Source organism: Zavarzinella formosa DSM 19928 (assembly GCF_000255705.1).
Lineage (GTDB): Bacteria > Planctomycetota > Planctomycetia > Gemmatales > Gemmataceae > Zavarzinella > Zavarzinella formosa.
In genome coordinates, this window is record NZ_JH636456.1 from 1 (window position 1) to 19,356 (window position 19,356).

Consider the following 19,356-nt stretch of genomic DNA (forward strand, 5'->3'; position numbering starts at 1 on the left):
CGGCGACCGCCTCGCATGACCACCGGCTCCGGCCAAACCCAAAATCACCGGGGCTTCCGGTCAACACCCATCCAACCAGGATGGCCGCCCACGCCGCCAGGCGACGAGGCGATCGCGGAGAAAGGGCCAGGGCGTTGATCCCGTTCGCCCGATAACGCCCGGCCCATCGGCCCACCGTCGCCGACGAGCAGCCAAGGCCGGCGGTGACAACGGCCCACGTGACCCGGCGTGCAACAGTAACAAGATGACGGCCCGCTGCCGGGAGGCATGGTCCGGGGCCGTGGCGAAACGATCAAGCAAGGCGGCGCGGTCGGCCGGCGTCAGAGTGATACAACACATGGGGGCTTGCGTCCTGCGGCGGTTTGTGTGGTAACAACTACCGTAGGGCCAAGACCCGCTTTTCGGCAAACTCGCACTTTCGTTCCACGTGGGAGCTATTTAGGCGCCAGACATCCTCGACCCGGTCCACGTGGTGGTTGATGAAGCCGAACTCACCCCCAAAAGCATCCCGCTCGCCCGTCCGGTCGTGCGAGATCAGGTATTTCAACGCGGACAGGCCGCCCCATTTCTCCGGCATCGGAATGGCGAACTCAAAGCCGACGAGGACGGAGTTCTTGGGCGACTTCTTGATCTGCTTCTCGAAGGATTGGAACTGGGTGATCAGGTATTTGCGGGCATGACAGAAAGGGCAAAACATCTGACTGTATGTCATGCCCTTGTTGTTTGGTTGAGACGCCGAACGCCGAACCGTTCGCCAAGTAGTTGGCCTCCATGATCGTCGGCTCCGATGGGTGACCCAGCTTCTGAAGGGCGAACACCAGTCCATTCCATCTGGTCCACAAGTCGTTCATGGCCGCCGCGACCAGCGGAATCAGGTCGCCGGCCCCGTCGATCATCGGGGTGTCTGTGAGCGTCGGGCGGAAGACACAGTCAAAAGCCGCCAGATAGCTCGATCGCGCGAAGACGGTGAGCGGTTTGTAGTCAAAAAGCATAAAAAAATCTTGTTTTGTGCAGACTTGTTAATACGCATAGTTACCCATGGGTATTATTAAACACAGCACACAAGAGTACGTCGCTGTCTATTGGTGTATAGGGTAACATTCGTGATTAGCGTACTCTCTTTCTTACGAAAGAGTGACGGGCGGCCTCTGGCTGCCGCCGGGCCGCCCTCTGAAGAAAGAAGAGAAGAAAGGGTACGCGGCGCATTCTTCGTCTTGCCACGACACGGCCGTGCCGTCTTTGCCTTTGTTGGTAACCGACGCGAAGCCAAGGCATATTTGTTTTCGTCTTTTCCAATCCACGACACGGCCGTGCCGACTTTACTTTTGGTCGCAACCAAATTGACGCAGGTCGAAACCGGTCTCCCTCAACGCCGACCGAAGCTCCTTCGTCTTTCGCTCTTGCTCCCCGATTTCATTTAACCGTCGGGCTGTTCGGGACATTTGATATCGAACCATTCGCACATGTCGTCCTGATCCAGTCCGGCGACAAGGGACCCGTTACCCGAGCCTACGGGCTACGGGACAGCAACTGGTCCCGGTCGGCGACACTGCACGCCGGGACGTCTTTCCGTGCTCTTCCTGTCCGCTCCCTCGGAGCGGTCCTGTCTGGCTCTCCCGCCTGAGTGCGGCCTCTCTCTGCCGCGGATCTGCTTGGTGCGAAATCTGTTGATCGGCTTCATCGCTTCTGGCGGAATCAGGAGATGGCGCAAGGCTTCCGGGCCGGCGACCGTCGTCTTGTTGCGAGCGGCATGTTCCAGGCGGGTCCGACCTTGATCGTCGCAATTGCCAATGCCAGGATCCACTGGATTGACTTGAGGGTCGTCCGTGCCGCATGGTTATCCCGGCGGTTATGAAGTAGGAAGTCAAAGTGGAAACGATTGCGTGCCTGAAGATCCCGGCTGTCAGACAGACGCCGGACGATAATGATCGGGACCTGAATCCCGGAGCCGTGAAATTTTCCCGAAGCAAGTCTAAGTTCCATGACGGGTTGTCGATGGCCCAGGCCTCGCGATCGCTTGTTTCAAAGCTCAACCCTCATCATCATCATTTTTGAATTGCCGCCATCGGTCCGTTGTCATCGGCATGAATTGGGTCACTTGAGCAGTGTTTGATGAACTGGTTCGGAGCCATTTGAGTAAACGCTTACTCAAATGCGAACTCCTGGCTCGCCCGGCTGCGACTGGCCAATTATTCGGCATTGATCTTCGGGGCCGTGAGCCGAATCGTGGAATCCGATTCGCCGTCAAAAGCCCCTCCAAATTTGACGTGTCGCGGGACGGATACGTGCCTCGCCATCGTGCTGTGGCGCCCATTGCCGTCGACGAAGACAATCAGTGAGGACTCGCCGACCTCGGCTTGTTGTGTGGTCCTCTCCGGCGACCGCAGTGTCATGTTCGTCTTGACCGGCAGGCTGAGATTCAGGGGTGCGGGAATCAACGCCTCGATCCCCCGGGTTTCGGAAAGCCGATTGAGGTCGGGTGCTTTTCGAAGGCATGAGCTTGCGCGGATGTCCTTCACACACTCAAAGACTGTCTCACGGGCGGAGCCAGAAATACCGTCTGATCTCGGTGTCGTGCGGTGTGTTGGGACGTTGCGACTGGTTGAAAGACGCTCGTGCCTCTTGTCGTGACGTGGCTGCCAATGCGGGGATGCCCGTTCATGGCCCGGGCCCCGGCCCGGTTTTGTGCCAGGGCTTCGACGTCAGTTTGTCTCCGTTGGAACGGCAGCCGCCGATGCTGAGAAGGTTGCCAGTCGTGTTTGTGTTTCTCTCCGGCCGCCGACCTCTGCAACGCCCTGGCCGACCTGATGTCAGGTTTCTTGACCACTTTTGAATTGATTCGCCCAAGGCGATGTTTCTCATCAACGACAACCACCCCCGGACTGGGCGAAATGTTGTTGGTACGGGTGTTTGGGATTCTCCTCGACGGCGTGGAGCCGCCGATCATCGCCCACGCGCGATGACGAGGAACTTTAAAAACGCTTCAGCGTCCAGTTTCGACGGGGATTCAGTTAGATCGTCCCGATCCATGACGGCAAGTCGGCCAACGGGGCGCCGATCAACAGCCCAGTGATCGAAGCCAGCAGCATGGTTACGAAAATGTCGTTTTGCATCCTCGGCAACTGGAAATCGTCAAGCGACCGAACAACTTGGTCTGGACGATCACGTCGTCAAGGCCCTTATGTCCCAGCAGTCCGGCTGGCGCCCCCGGCCGGGCCACTCGCAGGAGCAGATGGGCGACGTAGGTCCTGCCGACCTCCGAGGAAAAGGTCTGAATTCCGTGACGGGTGACGATCACTTTTGTCGCTGTTGTAGTGATGGATTGAATACGTTCAGTTCGCATAGACATCCCCGTGGAAAGGCGGGGTTCGCATGGTTCCGGCCACTCGTCCGAAGCGAGAACGGAAGGAGCGATCATCGCTGATGGAAAACCGCATCAAACAGCCAACGTTGACGGAGCACATGGCGGACGCTACGTCCCGAGTCCGGTCGAGATTCCGGATAGCCATGCCAATGATCCCGCTGGCTCTCTGACGGCCTGAATGGCGGGTGGATGAACAATGGGTTTCGAGGGTTTTCCGGCAGTGCGGAAGAGACCGGCGCGTGACAATAGGTTGTCAGCTGCAAGATTTGTGTCGGCGGCAAAGTGGCTTTCGATGCACCTGTTTCGCCTGGGTTGCCGGACAGTTTGATCATCGTCGCGGATCGGTGAAGTGAGGCTTTTAATAAGCGCTTATTACCCCCCCCGTCGGAGGTGTTGAACTCGGAAGTTGAGAGCGGTCTCGAAGCCGGATCGTGAGTTTGAGAAGCCGCCCGGATCACGAACAAACTTCCTTCCCTTCTCCGGCCGACAGCCTCGGTCGCAATTGACCGGTGGTCGTTTGAAGTGCCCGCCGTAAGCGGCGTAAACCCACCGTGCGAAGAATTCAAACAGAGACGACGAATGAAAGACGCAGGACCGCGTCGACAGCGCAAACGGGCAACACGCGTCGGCCGACTCACGCTGGCGAGGGGCGGCGAAAGCCGTCCTCATGGTCGGATTTCTTGTGATGTCCGGCCCCGAAGCAGTGATCAAAGGAGCCGGAGACGGCCGGTTCCCGAGTCAAAGTGGTATGCGGGAGGGTGACAAACATCGGGAGATCGCGGCCGCCCCGCTTCCGCAAACGCTGGAATCAGCCGTCAATCCGCCTGAACGTCGTTCGTTTTCACCGCATCCAAACTCGTTCGGAGTTTCCAAAACCGAAACTCAAACGCCATTTAGGGGCGCGTCCTCATTTTAATAACCGGCATAAGTCCCCCAAATGTGCCACGCGTTTTGAGCCACTTTTACCGGTTTACGGGCTTTTGGAGTCTCGCGTCGGGGCTTTTGCCGGCTCCTTGGTGTCATTTCAGGGCATTTATGACACCAAAAATCACTTCCGGCGATTCCGCCAACATCGTCGGGGGCGAGATGGTTTAACCTGATGAAAGAAGGCGGGGATCGAGCCAGATAGCCTGCCCGTCGTTTCTGATGCTCCGAGTATGCGCTTACTCAAATCTCAGTCACTCAGCTAACAAGGATTGTGAATTGCGTCATCGGTTGCCATCGGTGACGCTTATAGACATGAACGCACCACAAGCGACCGAGCCCGAGCACGCTGACGTCCTGATCGAGTCGTTGAACAGGCTTCAATAAAACCTAGTTCGCTTGCGTGTCATCGTCATGCAGGATCCGAAAGCAAATGAAGCACACCCCCAGGGTATGCCAGGCATCTTGGAAGACATCCGGACGGTCATATCGGACACGCATCTCACGCGGTCTTTTAAGCCAACTGATGGTTCGCTCCGCCACCCGGCGGGCTTTGCGGACTTTCCCGAGTTCGCTCCCATGCGGCGTTTTTGCATCGGGCGATGCGCGGCTCGATGACCAACCAAGCCAACGGCGCGCGGGTGTCGTCGCTGTCATGGCCCCGGTCGGCGTACAATTCGTCGGGCATCCGATTGGGCCGTCCCGATTGGCCTGTCACCAGCGGGATGATCCGCCGGTGATTGCTGACATTGGGCCCCGGCAGCGTGAATGTGAATGGCCGGTGGAATGCCGTGCCGGTCAACCATTGGCTTGTGTTTCCATGCCTTTTTTCCGGCGACCCACAGAGTGAGACCGGTCAACTCGTCGCCGCCAAAAGGCCCGAAAGATCACGACGTCAACGATCACCAAGTCGGGATCGAGTTTGCCTGCCTGTCGCATCATCCGTAACAGGTCGGCGTGCAAACGATCACAGACCCCCGTCTCTTCCCAACGACACAGGCGGCGGCGGGCAGGAATGCCGGAACAACGCAGCTTGGGTGAAGATCCTCCCAATGTCAGACGGTGGCCAGAGCAAACCAGAGGATGTTCATCATGACGCGTTGGCTGAAGGGTGGTCGGGCGCCTTCGAGTTCGAAAAGTTGCTCCGGCGGGAAATGATGCGCGGCCAAGTCGAAAATAGCCGAAGCATTCGGGCTTGAGGATGACAGTCGCCACCTTCCCGAATGAGATTGCCCGTTGATCGTTCAAGCCGCGTGCCAGAGGTTTTGTCAGAGCCTGTGAGTTTGTGCGTGTTGAACGGTCCGATTGAATGCCTGGGTCTTTCGGCCGCTTGAACATTCAGCCAGTCTGTGTGATCCGCCAGCCGACACCCGCCCGTCGGCCAGGCCAGTCGCGAGGATCTGTCAGCAGCGAACCTCGCTCATCCGTCAAATGTCTCCGGGAAGGCAATGGGGCTGTTTTGCTTCGTTCCGAGGTTTCTTGCCAGATGCCGTGTCGCCTTGACCGGCGGTCTGCTCGCTTCAGATCGTACGAGTCAATGTGATTGCTTGAGAAGCGACTCGTCGCCCGGGCCGGTCTACGTCAACCGCGTCAGTGATTCTGGGTCCGCGAGGAGGCGGTCGGCCTGAAACCGCTCCCAAGGCGACGGGACCGCTCCGCCGGCCACCTTCCATCCCGCGTCGTCGCAGGCATGCATGCGGCCCTTGGACCACTCCCTTAGCCGCGGATGGTGTTCGTCTTGGAAATCTATCACCAGCAACCGGCCCTCCGGACAGCCAAAACCGGACTCCGTTTCCGGCGATTCAGGCGGCGCCGCCAGGCTGGCGTTGATCAGTACGGACGAGGGTGGCCCGGCGAATTTCGACACCCCGACCGCGAGATGAAGCCGGGAGCCGGAAACCTCCCGTTTCAAGGCTGTCGAGACCCGTGGATGATGAGCGGCCTGTCCTCCCGACGACCGGTCGCCGATCAGTGACAGTTCCGGCCGGAGGGCGAGGATCGCCTGGGCATGGTCGAGGCATCCGACCCGAATGGCAACCCGGCCCGTTAGTCGGGCCGCGGTCATCGCGGCCATCATCGGAAACTCCCTCCGAATTGCCTTGATGTCGCCCGTCTGGAACAGATCCGCCAGTCGGCAGATCAGCTGATTTCGGACCGGGTGATCCCAAAGACCCTGCCGCTTGAGGTTCTCGTCCGGGATGTTCTTCCCCGGCAACGGACCCGCCGAGGTCGGCAGGAACACGACGTCCGCCGGCCGGGGGTCGTGGCCGTGCTGCCGCACGATGATCTCGTCCCGGCCGCATACGGACGCCAGCAGGCATTTCTGAAACGGGCTCGGAGAAAAATCCAAAGGGAGCAATCCGAACAGGCGGCATGTCCCGGCTTGGGGAAATCCTTGCTGGATCGTCGGTCCCGGAGAGGCAAACAACTCTTCCGGACGGAGGGCGAACCAGAAGTCGCGACGGTCCAGGACGAGGGCCTCCTCCCCCAGCCTCGCGTGGTCGGCGACCATCACTCGGGCGGTCTCATTCCGGGGATGATTGTCGTCGAGGATCCGGAGCTTGTCCTCGTATGCTCGCAACCGGCCGCCCAGCGTCCAAGCCCCGGCCGGCGAGGCCATGGTCATGACCAGCATGGTTTTCGGCCAGGCCCGGGCGGCCTGCCCCGCCAGCCGGGCCGGATCGACCCGGCTGGCGTCGCACCGGATCAATCCTCGTTCCCGTCTCCGGACAAAATCCAGCATCGCCCGATCCGTCGGCCAGGGCTGCCGACAGAGCCATCCAAGGCTCGGCGCTGGCAGCACAGCCGGCCTCGTCCCCTCCAACACGATGTGGTGGCCGTGTTTTTGCAACCAGTCCACGATCACTCCCTCAAGGCCCGCATGTCCGAACAACCCGGCCGGCTCCCCGGGCCGGATCACACGCAGGAGCGGATACGAGACGATGGTTCCGTCGGCCTCCGGGGAAAAAGTGTGCAGATCCTTCCACAGATCCCGGATGAAGGGATTGACCACAGTGTGGATGCCGTGTCGGGTGACGATCACTTTCGTCGCCCGATCCGTTGTCGCCGTCGGAGCGGCAGACGGACGTTTTTCAGATGGCATGGTCGTCTCCGTCGAAAAGAGTGATCGCATGGTTTACGCCACACCCCCGAGACACGCACGATTGGGGTAAACAACGCCAACATGAACACCGCCTCAGGCATGCCGCCTTCGACCAGACACATGGTATGCGAATCGTCCCAAGCAAGGTTGTGATTTCTGACATTCATGCCAATGATCCCGCCTGCTTCTCCGACAGGCTGAATGGCGGGCTGATGAACGGCGACCCCCGACAGTTCTCCGGTCGCATGAGAGCGATCAGATCGTGATGGTTGGTTGTCATGGCTGAAGTCACGGCGGCCGCCAAGGTATTGCCAGAGTCAAGTATCTTGGCCGGGTTGTCGGATGGTTTGATCGCCGCGTCTCGTCGTCGCGGACCGCCGGGGAGGTGAATCTAATTCTAATAAGCGCTTATTACCCTCGGCCGGAGTTGTCGAAATTGGGTGTTCGGAGGGGATTGATCGCGACCCCGGATCATGCGTTCGGGAATCTGCTCGGATCATTGAAACGTTTCCTTTGGACGATGGTGTCGGTCCTATTGACCGGGAGTGTTTGAAGGGCCTGTTAGAAGGCGTGGGTGACCAACAGAATGGAAGTTTCAACCGGAGACAAGGAATGAAACACGCATGATGAGCCGGACCGGCGTCGACGCAGGCGGGCAATCCCCGCCGACTGACCGACTGGCGCTGGCGGCGGCCGTCGTCGCTCGCCGGGGACGATGCTTGTCCCGGAAAGAACGATGCCACGACCATTGAGCTGGCCGCCTGCCTGCGGGAAGCGGCTCGCTGCCGGTCCGTGAAACAGCGGGATCGACTGGCCGGGCGGTGGCCCGGACTGGAAGAGGTCCTGGAGGTTCGGGAAGCCGCCGGCCCGCGACGGACCGAGATCGAAGCCCGAATCCTCGCTGGCCTGAGCGATGCCCGGATTGCCGCCGTGACCAGCCTGACGGCGGCGGGGGTGGCGTGGCACGAGGGAGCGTTCTTTGATGTTCACGCTCATATTGGCGCTCGGGACTGGATCCTGTGACAGTCGGACCCGTTACGTCAGGTCGGCAACCGGATCCGGCCCCGTTGCTGAAGGCGCTGGTCTGGCACGGCGGTTTGGTAGTCCTGGAAAGCGCCCTGGCCGTCGTCACCGGGAGAATATTCTCATACATGAACCCACGGAGCATGTCTCATTTGATACCCCTCGGTTTGGGCCGCCCCTCGATCAAACTTCGAACCGTGCTCCGGACACTCTGGAAATATTTCACACTTGATCGAATGGATGACTTCAGGTCAGCCACCGTGTCAAACAGTCGGTTGTGGTTCGCCCGCCGACGTAATTTCTTCCAGAATCGTTCGATGGAGTTCAACTGCGGACTGTCACTTGGCAACCGCTCAGATCGCAGATGCGGATTCTCTGCCAGCACCTCGTTCGCCTGTTTTTCCCGATGCCACGGGGCGCTGTCGATCAACAGGACCACCGACGGATGACGGTCCTTGGGATAGATCCTTCCGACATGTCGCAGGTGATCGGCGAATGCCTGTTGGTAACCGTCCGGCCAATCCCCCATCCGCTCGAATTAATTGAGCGGATGGGGGATTTGGCCGGACGGTTACGTTGATCGACGGTGCGTGTGGCGTGCGACTCGTGATGACACGGGGTGACACGGGGGGATGGGAGGGAACGTGTTCCGGCGGTATCGCCCGCGGGAACAGTACGTCTCGACGGCCGTTTCGGGGGGGCGAATCGGGCTCGGGGCGGGTGGCGGAGGCACACCGATCGGTTTCCGATCGCCGAACGGAGCCGGATCGCGTCACGGACAGGAGGAATATGCTTGACGGGGACCGCGTGCGGACGGAAACTGATCTGAAACCGTCGTTGATCTCCCCGGAGCCGTCATCCCGGAAAAATCGGTTTGGAGGCGTGCAATCACAGCGCCCGCCCCGCCATCAACCATTCACCGCCAGCGAAGAATTTCGTGATTTTTTTGAACCGCATTTTAACCACCTCGTTTCTCGTTGCGGCCGTCATCGGGCTGAGCTTCGGGGGCGCGTCAATTGTTCTTGCCGGGGATGAGGACGCTGTGACGCCCGGGCAGCGGGCGGCAATACTCAAAACATTTCGTGACGAAGTCACTCCGTTTCTGAAAGCCTACTGCACCGAGTGCCATGGCGACAAGAACCAGAAGAAAGGCGACGTGTCGTTTGCGAGCGTGTTCGGGCGCCCCGGCGCGGGGGAATTTCGCAGGCAATGGCAATCGACCCTGGTCAATGTGAAAGACCATTCCATGCCGCCGGAAGACGCCGCAAAGCAGCCGGCGGACGAGGAACGACGGAAGTTCGTCGAATGGATTCCGAAGGTCAAATACCTCAATCCGAAGGATCCCGGAGCTTTCGTCATCCGCCGATTGAACAAGACGGAATACGGCAACACCCTGCGAGACCTGTTGGGCGTCGATCCTTCGGTCGCCAGGGAGCTTCCGGACGAGGTGCCGGGCGAAGGGTATCTGAACACCCTTTCCCCGTTGCAGACCGAACAGTATCTGTTGATCGCGAACGAGGCATTGAACCGGGCGCTTGGCCCCGGGGACGGGCCGGCCACCGACAGGTGGAAACAACTCTTTGGCGCGCCGCCCGCCTCCGGCGCCGATCCGCGGGCGGCGGCGAAGAACGCGGCCCGTTCGCTGACACGGAGCGCCTATCGCCGGCCCGCGACGGATGAAGAAATCGAAGTGTTGTTGAGTGTCTTCGATCTGGCTCGCGAGAACAAACTCGACCACCCGGCGTCGTTGCGACTGATGTTGAAAGCGATACTTGTGTCGCCGCAGTTCCTTTTCATCACGCCGGCGAAGGAACCGCCGGCGAATCAGTCCATCGCTCCGCTCGATGACTATCAGCTCGCGTCGCGACTATCGTACTTCCTGTGGTCCACGATGCCGGACGCGGAGCTCTCGGCCCTTGCCGACCGTGGAAAACTGAACGATCCGGCCATCCTGCGCGCGCAAGTGAAACGAATGCTTTTGGACAAGCGCTCGCAGGCCTTGTTCGATGGCTTTGGCGCGCAATGGCTCGGGATATCCGGGTTGAGGGAGAAACGGTTCGACCCGGCGAAGTTCCCCGAGATGACCCCCGCGTTACGAACGGCGATGTACGACGAAGCCCGGTTGTTTTTCGACAGCATCATTCGCGAGAACCGTGGCATCCTCGATTTCATCAACGGCGATCACACCTTTGTCAACGAAAGCCTTGCGAAGATTTACGGACTCCAGGAGAAGATCTCCGGCCCGCAAATGCGGCGGGTCCGGATCAAGGATGCCAATCGCGGCGGGATCCTGAGCATGCCCGCCACCCTTGCGATGACTTCCTTCCCCGAACGCACCAGTCCGGTGAAACGCGGAGCGTGGGTTCTGGAGCAATTGCTCGGCGAGCATATTCCGCCCGCGCCGCCGAACGTGCCCGCCTTGGAAAAGCAGGACAAGAACAAGATCGCGAATCTGACGTTGCGTCAGCGCACCGAACTGCATCGCACGAATAGCGTCTGTGCGAACTGTCACAAGATCATGGATCCGATCGGCTTCGGGCTGGAAAATTTCGATGCCATCGGCCGCTGGCGGGTGAAGGATGAGTCCGGTGGCGACATCGATGCCCGCGGAGAACTGCCCGGAGGCAAGAAATTCAGCTCACCCAAGGAACTGAAGGCAATCATTGCCGGACGCAAGGACGATCTCGCTCGCAATCTGGCCGAGAAATTGCTCGCCTATGCCCTCTGTCGTCAACTGGAAGGGTATGATCAGATTGTCGTTGATCGTCTGCTGGAGAATCTCGGCAAGGATGACGACCGCATGCAGACGTTGATTACGGAAGTCGTGACCAGTTATCCGTTCACCCACCGCCGGATCAAATAAGTGCCAATCATGACAAAGAACACCGTGCTCGACCGCCGCGCCTGTCTGAAAGGGATCGGGGTGACGCTGGCGCTGCCCCTGCTGGACTCCATCGGATGGGCCGAGAACTCCGGGGGCAAGCCCGCCAGGCCACCGGTGCGATTGGGATTCATGTACATGCCGCACGGCGTCATCATGGATCAATTCTGGCCGGCCGGCCCGGAGAAGTTTCTGACGGAGCCGCCGCCGGCCATCGAAGCCCTGCGCCCCGTGCTGAATCAATGCCTCATGGTCAAGGGCATCTCCGGTGTGCCAATCAAGCCATTCAATGGCGCCCCGCACGCACTGGAACTCTCGACGTGGCTGACGGCGACGCTGCCGAACGCCGATCATCGCAACAAGATCGACATCGCCATCTCCGCCGATCAGATTGCCGCGAACCACGTCGGCGGGTTTACCTCGTTGCCCTCGCTGGAATTGGCGACGATGCCGCAGACGCACAAAGAGAATCAGGAAGGATTGAACGAAGGGTACTATTCGCATTGCAGCTTCCGCTCGCCCACCCAGGCGGTGCCCGCGGAGATCAATCCCCGCAATGTTCTCAATCGATTGTTTGGCAAGGCCGACAAGCCCGGCACGGCGCCCCGGCACGACCCCCTCGACCGCGGCATGCTTGATCTGGTCATCGGCGGCGCCCGCGATCTCCGCAAGAAACTCCCGCAAGACGACCGGCACAAGCTCGATGAGTACCTCGACAGCGTCCGTGCGGTCGAGCGCCGAATTGCCTCGATTGAAAATCGCCAGAAAGATGCCGCCCTTGAAAAAGCAGGCGTTGGCCCGAGCCGGCGCAACGCCTCTGATTCGGCGCCCATCGAAATCAAAATCCCCGTTGGCGACAAACGCAGCGAATACATGCGGGTGATGTGCGACCTCAATGTGCTCGCCTTCCAGACCGACACCACGCGCGTCAGCACGTACATCGGCTCGACGCCGAACGGCGTGACCTATCCCGAACTCGGTTTGGGCGAACACCACTCCTTCACCCACCACCAAAACAAGGCCGAGACGAAGGCCAAGGTGGCGGCCATCACCGCCTTCAACATTTCCCAGTTCGCCCACATGGTGATCAGGATGGCAAAGATCAAGGAAGGTGACGGCACGCTCCTCGACAACTGCATCATGATGTGGGGTTCCGGCCTCGAAGACGGCAATGATCACACCCGTGACAATCTTCCCTTCATCATCGCGGGGGGCGGCGGCGGCTCGCTGAAAACCGGCCGGTTCATCACCACGAAAGGCAATCAAGGCGACCTGCTTACGACGCTCCTCGCTTGCATGGGCGTCCCTCTCGACCGCCCGATCGGCATCGCCACCAAGACGATCAAGGAAATGATGAACGGATAAACGGAATGACATGCCGACGGTTGCCCCCGATCCGCCGGGATCGTCACGGAAGGCACCCCGCCAAGGCCATCTGCCGGATTCTCATTCGCATGCTGAAAACCCCTTTGGGTTGGAATCGTCTCAAGTGGCATGGCCCCAAGTTATTTGAAGTCCTGCCGAAATCGTCCGATCCTCGCAGTCTCCAAAGGACGGTTTCATCCGTTTCCCGTCGTGGTCGTCCTTGTCGTCATGGCCAGGCCGTCGGGGGCGTATCAGCCTGAATTGCTTCTCCTGATTCGGACGTCAATATGCAGTCGCTCTGAAACACTCCGGGCTTCAACCGAGGCAAACCCTTCCCAAAAATGGATCCGATCCTTTGATACAATGGTTAGCAGGCAGCGGACTGAAGAATAACCGAGATGCGTCAATTCGCCAGATCATTGACAAGGGTTGCTCGATTTCATCCGGAGGAGTAGTTCCGTCCCTTTTGCGGACACAAATGAGACGGAACGGCTCTTCTTTTAAAAGTCAAAAGCACCGCTTTAGCAAAGCTCTGTCCTTGCGGATGGCTCTTTGAATTTTATTACGCAACTGGTTTATTTGTATGTACTTGTGTTGACGAGCAATTTTCATCCGGCGGGTTTTTATTTTCAGGTGTAGCTCTAGGTGTAGCAGTTTTTCGGAAACCTGTGTTTTAAGGGATTTCGCTTCACATGATTCGCACGAAGAGACACTATTTTGACTCTTCGCTTCGAATCAGTGCGGCGAGGGGATCACGTTCAGCCGCGCAAATTCACCGAATCGCAGCACCGCCGCCGTATTCCAAGCCCCTGCCGCTTCTTCAGGAGTAGCGAAAACGCCCAGATGTGTGACCTTTCCTTTGTAGCCGATGCGTGCTTGGAAATTGCCGTTGGGCATCGGGCTGACACCGCGGTATTTGATTTTCCCGTCCGTCCGGGGACGGGCGTTCCCTTGGTTCTGTGATTGGCCGCACGGGCGCAAGTTGCTCCGGCGGTTGTTCAATCCGTCGTCGTCGCGGTGGTCCACTTCCGGAGCCCCCGGAAAGATTAACTGGTGCATCCTGATCGTACGCTGTTTCCCCGTCTCCAAGTCCCTGACGATCGTTGCCGCGTAGAACTTGTCCTTCCGGCGCAAGGCGGGCTTCGCGTGCCACTTGTGCTGGTTCACGAGCGGATAGTCTTCGTCATCAATGATGGCCACAAGGCCGCGTGTCAGGTCAATTTCCACCCGGCGACCGTAGAGCGGAATTGAACCTAACGCAAGCGGTTATTTTGTATGCAGTTGCGTTGGCTGGCAATTTCTAACTAGGCGGTTTTGAATTTCAGGTGTGGCTGTAGGTGTAGCGGATTTCGGAAATTCACTCTCGATCCCTTTCGAGATGATGCATTTCACAGGCACCATTCATTGAATCACTTTATCCGAAAATCACCTTTTTGAACCAACCCACCAGACGAGATGGTGCTTCGTATGCCTACAGATGAAGTACACATCAAGCATAATTAGTCTGACAAACAATTTCATGTAAGAATTTATGCCTTTCTTTGGAGTTCAAAAAGCCTATACCAGCAGTTGAAATGGCTTTTGCGCAGAAAAACCGCAAATTGGCTCTCTTTGTTGCAGAGATGTGGTAGTTTAGGCAAGGGTGGAGAATTACCATGATCATCGAATTTCGAGCTAAAAATTATCGCTCATTACGAGACGAGCAAGTTTTTACTTTGGAGGGAGTGTCACGCGCTGGGGAGAAAGAAGACCCTCGATTGCGCAAGGTGCCGGGATATGACGCTGGCTTGCTGCCAGTTGCCTGCTTTTATGGCGGGAACGCGAGCGGCAAGACGAACTTGTTGAGTGCAATGGCGTACATGCGAATTGTGGTTCTTGATTCTCATCGCGCCTGGATGCCGGATGGTGGAGTTCCCAGAGACCCGTTTGCCTGGGGGCCTACTCGCAACGAGCCTTCAGTTTTTGAGATTACATTTTTGATTGAAGGGGTGCGGTACCAATTCGGATTCTCTGCCACCGACCAGGCCATTGAGGAAGAATGGCTTTACGCCTGGCCGCAAGGTCGAAGGCAGGTTTGGTACGAAAGAGACGGCAATGAATTTTCCTTCAAAGAACATCTTGTCGGAGAGAAGAAGCTGATTCAGGAGTTCACCCGACCGAACTCGCTTTTCCTTTCTGCGGCTGTTCAAAACAGACACCCGCAACTTTCCCCGATTTACACTTGGTTCAGGTCATGGGGTGTGCATGGGGTATCTGTCGGGCAGCGCCCTACAATTCCTGCCATTCCTTTTTCTGTTTACCAATTGTTCGAGGAGGGTCGGCAGCCGACATTGTTCGATGATGAATGGAATGTTGATGCGCTGTCTGAGCAATTTTTGAATCTGGTTCGAAATGCGGACATTGGAATCACGGATGTTAAGGTCATCAAGAACGATTCTTCGGAAGGATTGCGGAGGAAATCACGGAATCTGTTGCTCAAGCATCTGAGTTCGCACGATGAGTCTTGGCTTCCTCTGGAAGAAGAATCGAAAGGGACGAGGACGATTTTCAATCTCGCTCTTCCTATACTTCGATCCATTCACACGGGAACCCCGCTGCTCGTTGACGAGCTTGAGTCAAGTTTGCATCCGAAACTTGCGATTGAAATTGTGAGCTTGTTTAACAACCCGGCGAGGAATCCTCATAACGCCCAGTTGATCTTTACGACACACGATACGAATTTGCTTGGCACGACAATCGGCGATCCGGCTCTGCGAAGGGATCAGGTATGGCTGGCAGAAAAAGATTTGGAAGGGGCTAGCATAGTATATCCTCTCACTGATTTTACGCCCCGCAAAGAAGAGAATTTGGAACGAGGTTATTTGCAAGGACGCTACGGTGCCATCCCTTTCTTAGGAAATTTTGCCAACATGCGAGTGGATGAACATGAGCAACCGAAATCGTGACCGCAAACCAGCTCGCAACACGGCTTCCCGCGAGCCCAAAAATCGAATTTTCATTATATGCGAGGGGAAATTTACAGAGCCAGAATACCTCAAAGGCATGGTAAGGGTCATCAGAAACCCTCGGGTAGAATTAATAGTTCGAGAGGCCAAGGGAACACCGATCTCAGTTGTGGAGTTCGCCAAGGAACTCAAGGTGGTCGCGGAAAGCGAGTCCAAAAGAAACGGCGATGGCGATGTGATTTTCGACTCGTTTTGGTGTGTTTTTGACAGAGACGAGCATGAACGGATACCGGAAGCGGTTCAAAAAGCGCGGGATAGTAAAATAGAAGTCGCCCTCACAAATGAAGCATTCGAATTGTGGCTGCTGCTTCATTTCAGAGAACAACCAGGCTTCAAATCTCGCGCCCACCTCAAAGAAATGCTTGAAGAATATATCACAGGATATGATAAGCACGTTAATTACGAAAAAGACTTTCACTCAAGATACCCCGATGCCTTTAGGCGGGCTGTGGCGCTTTACAAGGTTTTGATGAACATAAAAAAGCCGGTGCACGATCACAATCCGAGCACAAGTTTTCACCTGCTCACTGATGCAATCATCAATTCGTGATTTGCCGATCCCTTTTCGCCGTCAGCCGTTTAAGCCTGACATTCGAGGGGTATGCCGTCGAATGATACCCACGACGAAATACGGAGATGGCTGACGGTCTTCCCCCATTCACCAGAGGCAAGAGGGGGAATTCGGGGCGGGAATTGCTTTCGGTTGATGCTGCGACCGCCCTCACGGATCGAATTTGGAAACATTCGACAACCTGCATGGCAGATGGGTTGTCCAGCCGTAAAAATCAATTGGTTGAATTAGAGTTTTCGCGCACTCGGTCCCAACCAACAGATTTTGCTCTTGCAGGTTAACCTGAACCGCGAGCAAATGTCATGTTGGTTGCCCAAACTCCCGCCTCCTCGCAGAGCAGCGTCATGTCATTTGATGTGGATTTTCTCGGACGACTCCGGAAGGTGCGCATCACAGCGGCCGCCCCATTACAAGCCCTTTTCGAGGCCATCGCCAACGCATTTGACGCGACTGCCGACCGGCCCGAGGCGGGGAGCATCAACGTTCGCATTCTGCGCAGGCCGAAGTACATGCCACTGTACGACAAGGAGCCGGAATACGAGTTGGCTGGCTTTGAGATCGAAGACAATGGCGTCGGGTTCACGGATGAGAATTTAGCGTCGTTTAAGAAGTCTGACTCCACGCACAAGTCGGCCGGGAAGGGGGTCGGTCGGCTGCTATGGCTCCACATCTTCGACCGCGCGGAAATCGACAGCGTGTACCAGCAGGGGGACGCCCGCCTTCGTCGGGTGTTCACGTTCTCGAAAGAAAACCATGGCGTCAATGACGCGGAAACACTGGGGAAGCCGGCCGGGGACGGGGCGGTGTGCGGCACCAAGGTGCGCCTGATGGCGCCGAAAAGCGAGAGAGTCAAGGTACTTAACCAGTCCCAAAGCCATCTCGCCGCGAAGTTCCTTGAGCATTTTCTCTTGCACTTCTCCGTCATGCGCGGCCAGTCGCTGACCGTCGAGGATAGCGATGGCGGAGAGGTGGTCGATGTCGGGGAGCTTTATGGCGAGTTGATAGGCAATCGGCATGTGGAAGAAGCGTTCGAGATTCGTGGGAACACGTTTGTCCTCCATCACCTTTTCGTCAAGTCGATGATTTGCCGAGGGAACGCTGTCAATCTTTGCGCGAACGGGCGACTTGTGACGAGCGAGGGGTTGAACGTTCTGATCCCGGAAGTCAGCCGGACGGCGGTGTTCGCAGTGTCAGACCAAGGGAGCTTGCGGTATCAGGGGTATGTAACGGGCGCGTACTTGGACGAGATTGCGGATGACGAGCGGACAGGGTTGAAGTTTGCCCCGGACCTTGAGGAAGGCGAGGATGAGGACGAAGTGGGTGCTGCGGCGATCCTGAAGGCCGCCGGCGTCACGCAGGATGACATCGAGGGCGTTTCCAAGCGGGAACTCAGCAAGGAGATCACGGCACGGGTGCGCGAGCGGCTCTCCGAACATCTCTCTGAGGTGCGCCGCCGGAAAGAGGCGCAGTTGGACACCTTCGTCGCGTGCGAGCAACCGCAGTTCCGGCCTTTTGTTGAACTGGCCAAGAAAAATCTTGAGCGGCTCAAAGGAAAGCCGTCGAAACGCGCCATCGAACTCGTTCTGTACGAGGCGAAAATTGACAGCCGAAACGAAATGGAGAAATTGGTCCGGGAGATTGTTCGCGAAAGCCCCGCCCATCAGCAAGTTGAAACGCTCCGGGCCGACCTGATCGAGAAAATTTCCAAAGCAGCGAATGCGCACAACATCTCCGCGCTGGCCGAGTACGTTTGCACTAGAAAAGCTGTCCTGCAAGTTTTCTCAAACAACCTCGGAACGGACGACAAGAATGAGAACGCGTTTGAGAGCGTCATTCACAACATAATTTTTCCACAGTTCGAGACGTCAGACAGTTTGCCGTCCGGCGGCTCCGGTGCCGCCGTCCGGGATATTGCGAATTTGTGGCTGATTGATGACAGGCTGGTGTTTCACCGCCTGCTTGCCTCGGACAAGCCGCTGCACACGCTCCGTGGGTTCCTGTCCTCCAGCGAGCGCGTGCCCGACATTGTCATTTTCGACCCGACATTCGCCACGACGGATGATCCCGATGCTCTGAAATCAATCGCATTGATTGAGTTCAAGCGGCCGGGCCGCGATGATTATGGCCCTGGAGAGAAGAAGAATCCGATTGACCAGATTCTGGCGATCGCGAAAGATATTCGGAGGGGCAACCTAGCCTCTTGCGATGGCCGGAAGCGTGTCGTCGCCAGTGAAGTCGTGATTTATGCGTATATCATTTGCGACCTGACGGACACGCTTTTGAATCTTGTTGAGCAGAGGTCGTTTCGGCCGACGCCGGACAAAAAGGGGTTCTATAGCTACCACGACACGTACAACTTGATCGTTGAGATTATTTCGTATGAGAAGTTGTTGCTCGACGCCAAGCGACGGAATGAGGCATTTTTCCGGTTGCTTCATCTGACATAATTTGGCCTTCATCTCGATGGCCGATCAGTCACAATGGCCGCCTACTCCAACTTCTCTGCGTCCGTCGGCAGCGACCCGGCCTTCTTCTGGTTGACCTGGGCCAGCATCCTTTGCCATGCCTACATTACAATGTCGGACCGCATCAGGGCATCAACGGGCCAACTCCGAACCAACCACCATGAACGCCCCTACCAGTCTGCCCTAGACGATCCCCAACAGAAGCACACGTCATCGACGTATTTCGCGATGGTTTCCCACAGAGCATTAAAACGAGAAACGCCGAACCCAGAAACGACAAAAGCCTTCGACATGCCGATGCAAGACGGAGGCTTTCATGAACTATACTGCGACTCGGATCAGTAGCGGTTGCCACCACCGCCATACCCGCCGCTGCGGGGTCGGTCTTCCTTCGGCTTGGCCTCGTTCACGGTCAGCGCCCGTCCGCTGTTCATCTGGCCGTTCAGTCCGGAAATGGCCGCGTCAGCTTCCTTGTCGTTGACCAGTTCGACGAACGCGAACCCCTTTGACCGGCCGGTGTCCCGGTCCATGATGAGTTGGGCCGACTTGACCGCGCCATACGCGCCGAACATCTCGTTGAGATGGGATTCGGTGACATCAAATGACAAATTCCCGACGTACAACTTCTTGCTCACAGGTACTCGCTTTGGGCCTT

13 protein-coding genes are annotated in these 19,356 nt (G+C 57.5%); 6 read left to right on the forward strand and 7 right to left on the reverse strand.

All coding sequences use genetic code 11. The features are described from left to right. Positions 1 to 376: 376 nt before the first annotated feature. From BGIM_RS64430 to BGIM_RS0146380, 4 genes are all read right to left on the reverse strand, one after another. Positions 377 to 712, reverse strand: a complete 336-nt coding sequence (locus tag BGIM_RS64430; protein WP_157369981.1) for a hypothetical protein — start codon at positions 710 to 712, stop codon at positions 377 to 379. A 1,477-nt stretch (positions 713 to 2,189) separates the two neighbouring features. Then, the gene (locus tag BGIM_RS0146340) at positions 2,190 to 2,438 is read right to left on the reverse strand and encodes a hypothetical protein (RefSeq protein WP_157369982.1); all 249 of its coding nucleotides are present in this window, start codon (positions 2,436 to 2,438) and stop codon (positions 2,190 to 2,192) included. 2,364 nt (positions 2,439 to 4,802) lie between these two features. Further along, positions 4,803 to 4,976 (reverse strand): hypothetical protein, encoded by a 174-nt coding sequence (locus BGIM_RS66790; RefSeq protein WP_202947412.1) that lies wholly within the window; start codon positions 4,974 to 4,976, stop codon positions 4,803 to 4,805. Positions 4,977 to 5,864: 888 nt separating this feature from the next. Continuing rightward, entirely contained in the window at positions 5,865 to 7,391 is a 1,527-nt protein-coding gene (locus BGIM_RS0146380; RefSeq protein ID WP_020476385.1) for a hypothetical protein, read from the reverse strand. Positions 7,392 to 8,183: 792 nt separating this feature from the next. Here BGIM_RS0146380 and BGIM_RS66290 point away from each other — a divergent pair. Then, a complete protein-coding gene (locus BGIM_RS66290) occupies positions 8,184 to 8,414 on the forward strand; it encodes a hypothetical protein (protein WP_020476386.1) in 231 nt (76 codons plus the stop codon). Positions 8,415 to 8,562: 148 nt separating this feature from the next. Here the strand turns inward: BGIM_RS66290 and BGIM_RS56365 are convergent, their stop codons facing one another. Continuing rightward, positions 8,563 to 8,943 (reverse strand): transposase, encoded by a 381-nt coding sequence (locus tag BGIM_RS56365; protein ID WP_020476387.1) that lies wholly within the window; start codon positions 8,941 to 8,943, stop codon positions 8,563 to 8,565. 408 nt (positions 8,944 to 9,351) lie between these two features. On the opposite strand from BGIM_RS56365, the gene BGIM_RS0146395 reads away from it, so the two are divergent. After that, on the forward strand, positions 9,352 to 11,277 hold the full coding sequence (locus BGIM_RS0146395) for a DUF1592 domain-containing protein (protein ID WP_202947413.1): 1,926 nt from the start codon (positions 9,352 to 9,354) through the stop codon (positions 11,275 to 11,277). Between the two features lie 9 nt (positions 11,278 to 11,286). Continuing rightward, positions 11,287 to 12,660, forward strand: coding sequence for a DUF1552 domain-containing protein (locus BGIM_RS0146400; RefSeq protein WP_040892393.1), 1,374 nt, complete (start codon positions 11,287 to 11,289; stop codon positions 12,658 to 12,660). Positions 12,661 to 13,395: 735 nt separating this feature from the next. On the opposite strand, the gene BGIM_RS0146405 is transcribed toward BGIM_RS0146400, so the two are convergent. Beyond that, positions 13,396 to 13,887 carry an HNH endonuclease gene (locus BGIM_RS0146405; protein ID WP_052640292.1) on the reverse strand — a complete coding sequence of 164 codons (492 nt, stop codon included), beginning with the start codon at positions 13,885 to 13,887 and terminating at the stop codon, positions 13,396 to 13,398. A 428-nt stretch (positions 13,888 to 14,315) separates the two neighbouring features. Here BGIM_RS0146405 and BGIM_RS0146410 point away from each other — a divergent pair, with 428 nt between their 5' ends. The 3 genes from BGIM_RS0146410 to BGIM_RS0146420 all read left to right on the forward strand — a co-directional run bounded on the left by BGIM_RS0146410 (position 14,316) and on the right by BGIM_RS0146420 (position 18,683). Beyond that, a complete protein-coding gene (locus BGIM_RS0146410) occupies positions 14,316 to 15,605 on the forward strand; it encodes an AAA family ATPase (RefSeq protein WP_020476391.1) in 1,290 nt (429 codons plus the stop codon). Next, positions 15,586 to 16,215 carry an RloB family protein gene (locus BGIM_RS0146415; protein WP_157369985.1) on the forward strand — a complete coding sequence of 210 codons (630 nt, stop codon included), beginning with the start codon at positions 15,586 to 15,588 and terminating at the stop codon, positions 16,213 to 16,215. Before BGIM_RS0146410 ends, BGIM_RS0146415 begins: the two co-directional genes overlap by 20 nt. Before the next feature lie 323 nt (positions 16,216 to 16,538). Further along, complete coding sequence (locus tag BGIM_RS0146420) at positions 16,539 to 18,683, forward strand: hypothetical protein (protein ID WP_020476393.1); 2,145 nt, start codon at positions 16,539 to 16,541, stop codon at positions 18,681 to 18,683. A 356-nt stretch (positions 18,684 to 19,039) separates the two neighbouring features. Here BGIM_RS0146420 and BGIM_RS0146430 read toward each other — a convergent pair. Then, positions 19,040 to 19,356 (reverse strand): RNA recognition motif domain-containing protein (locus tag BGIM_RS0146430; RefSeq protein ID WP_315849835.1); only part of this gene is annotated, 317 nt, incomplete at its 5' end.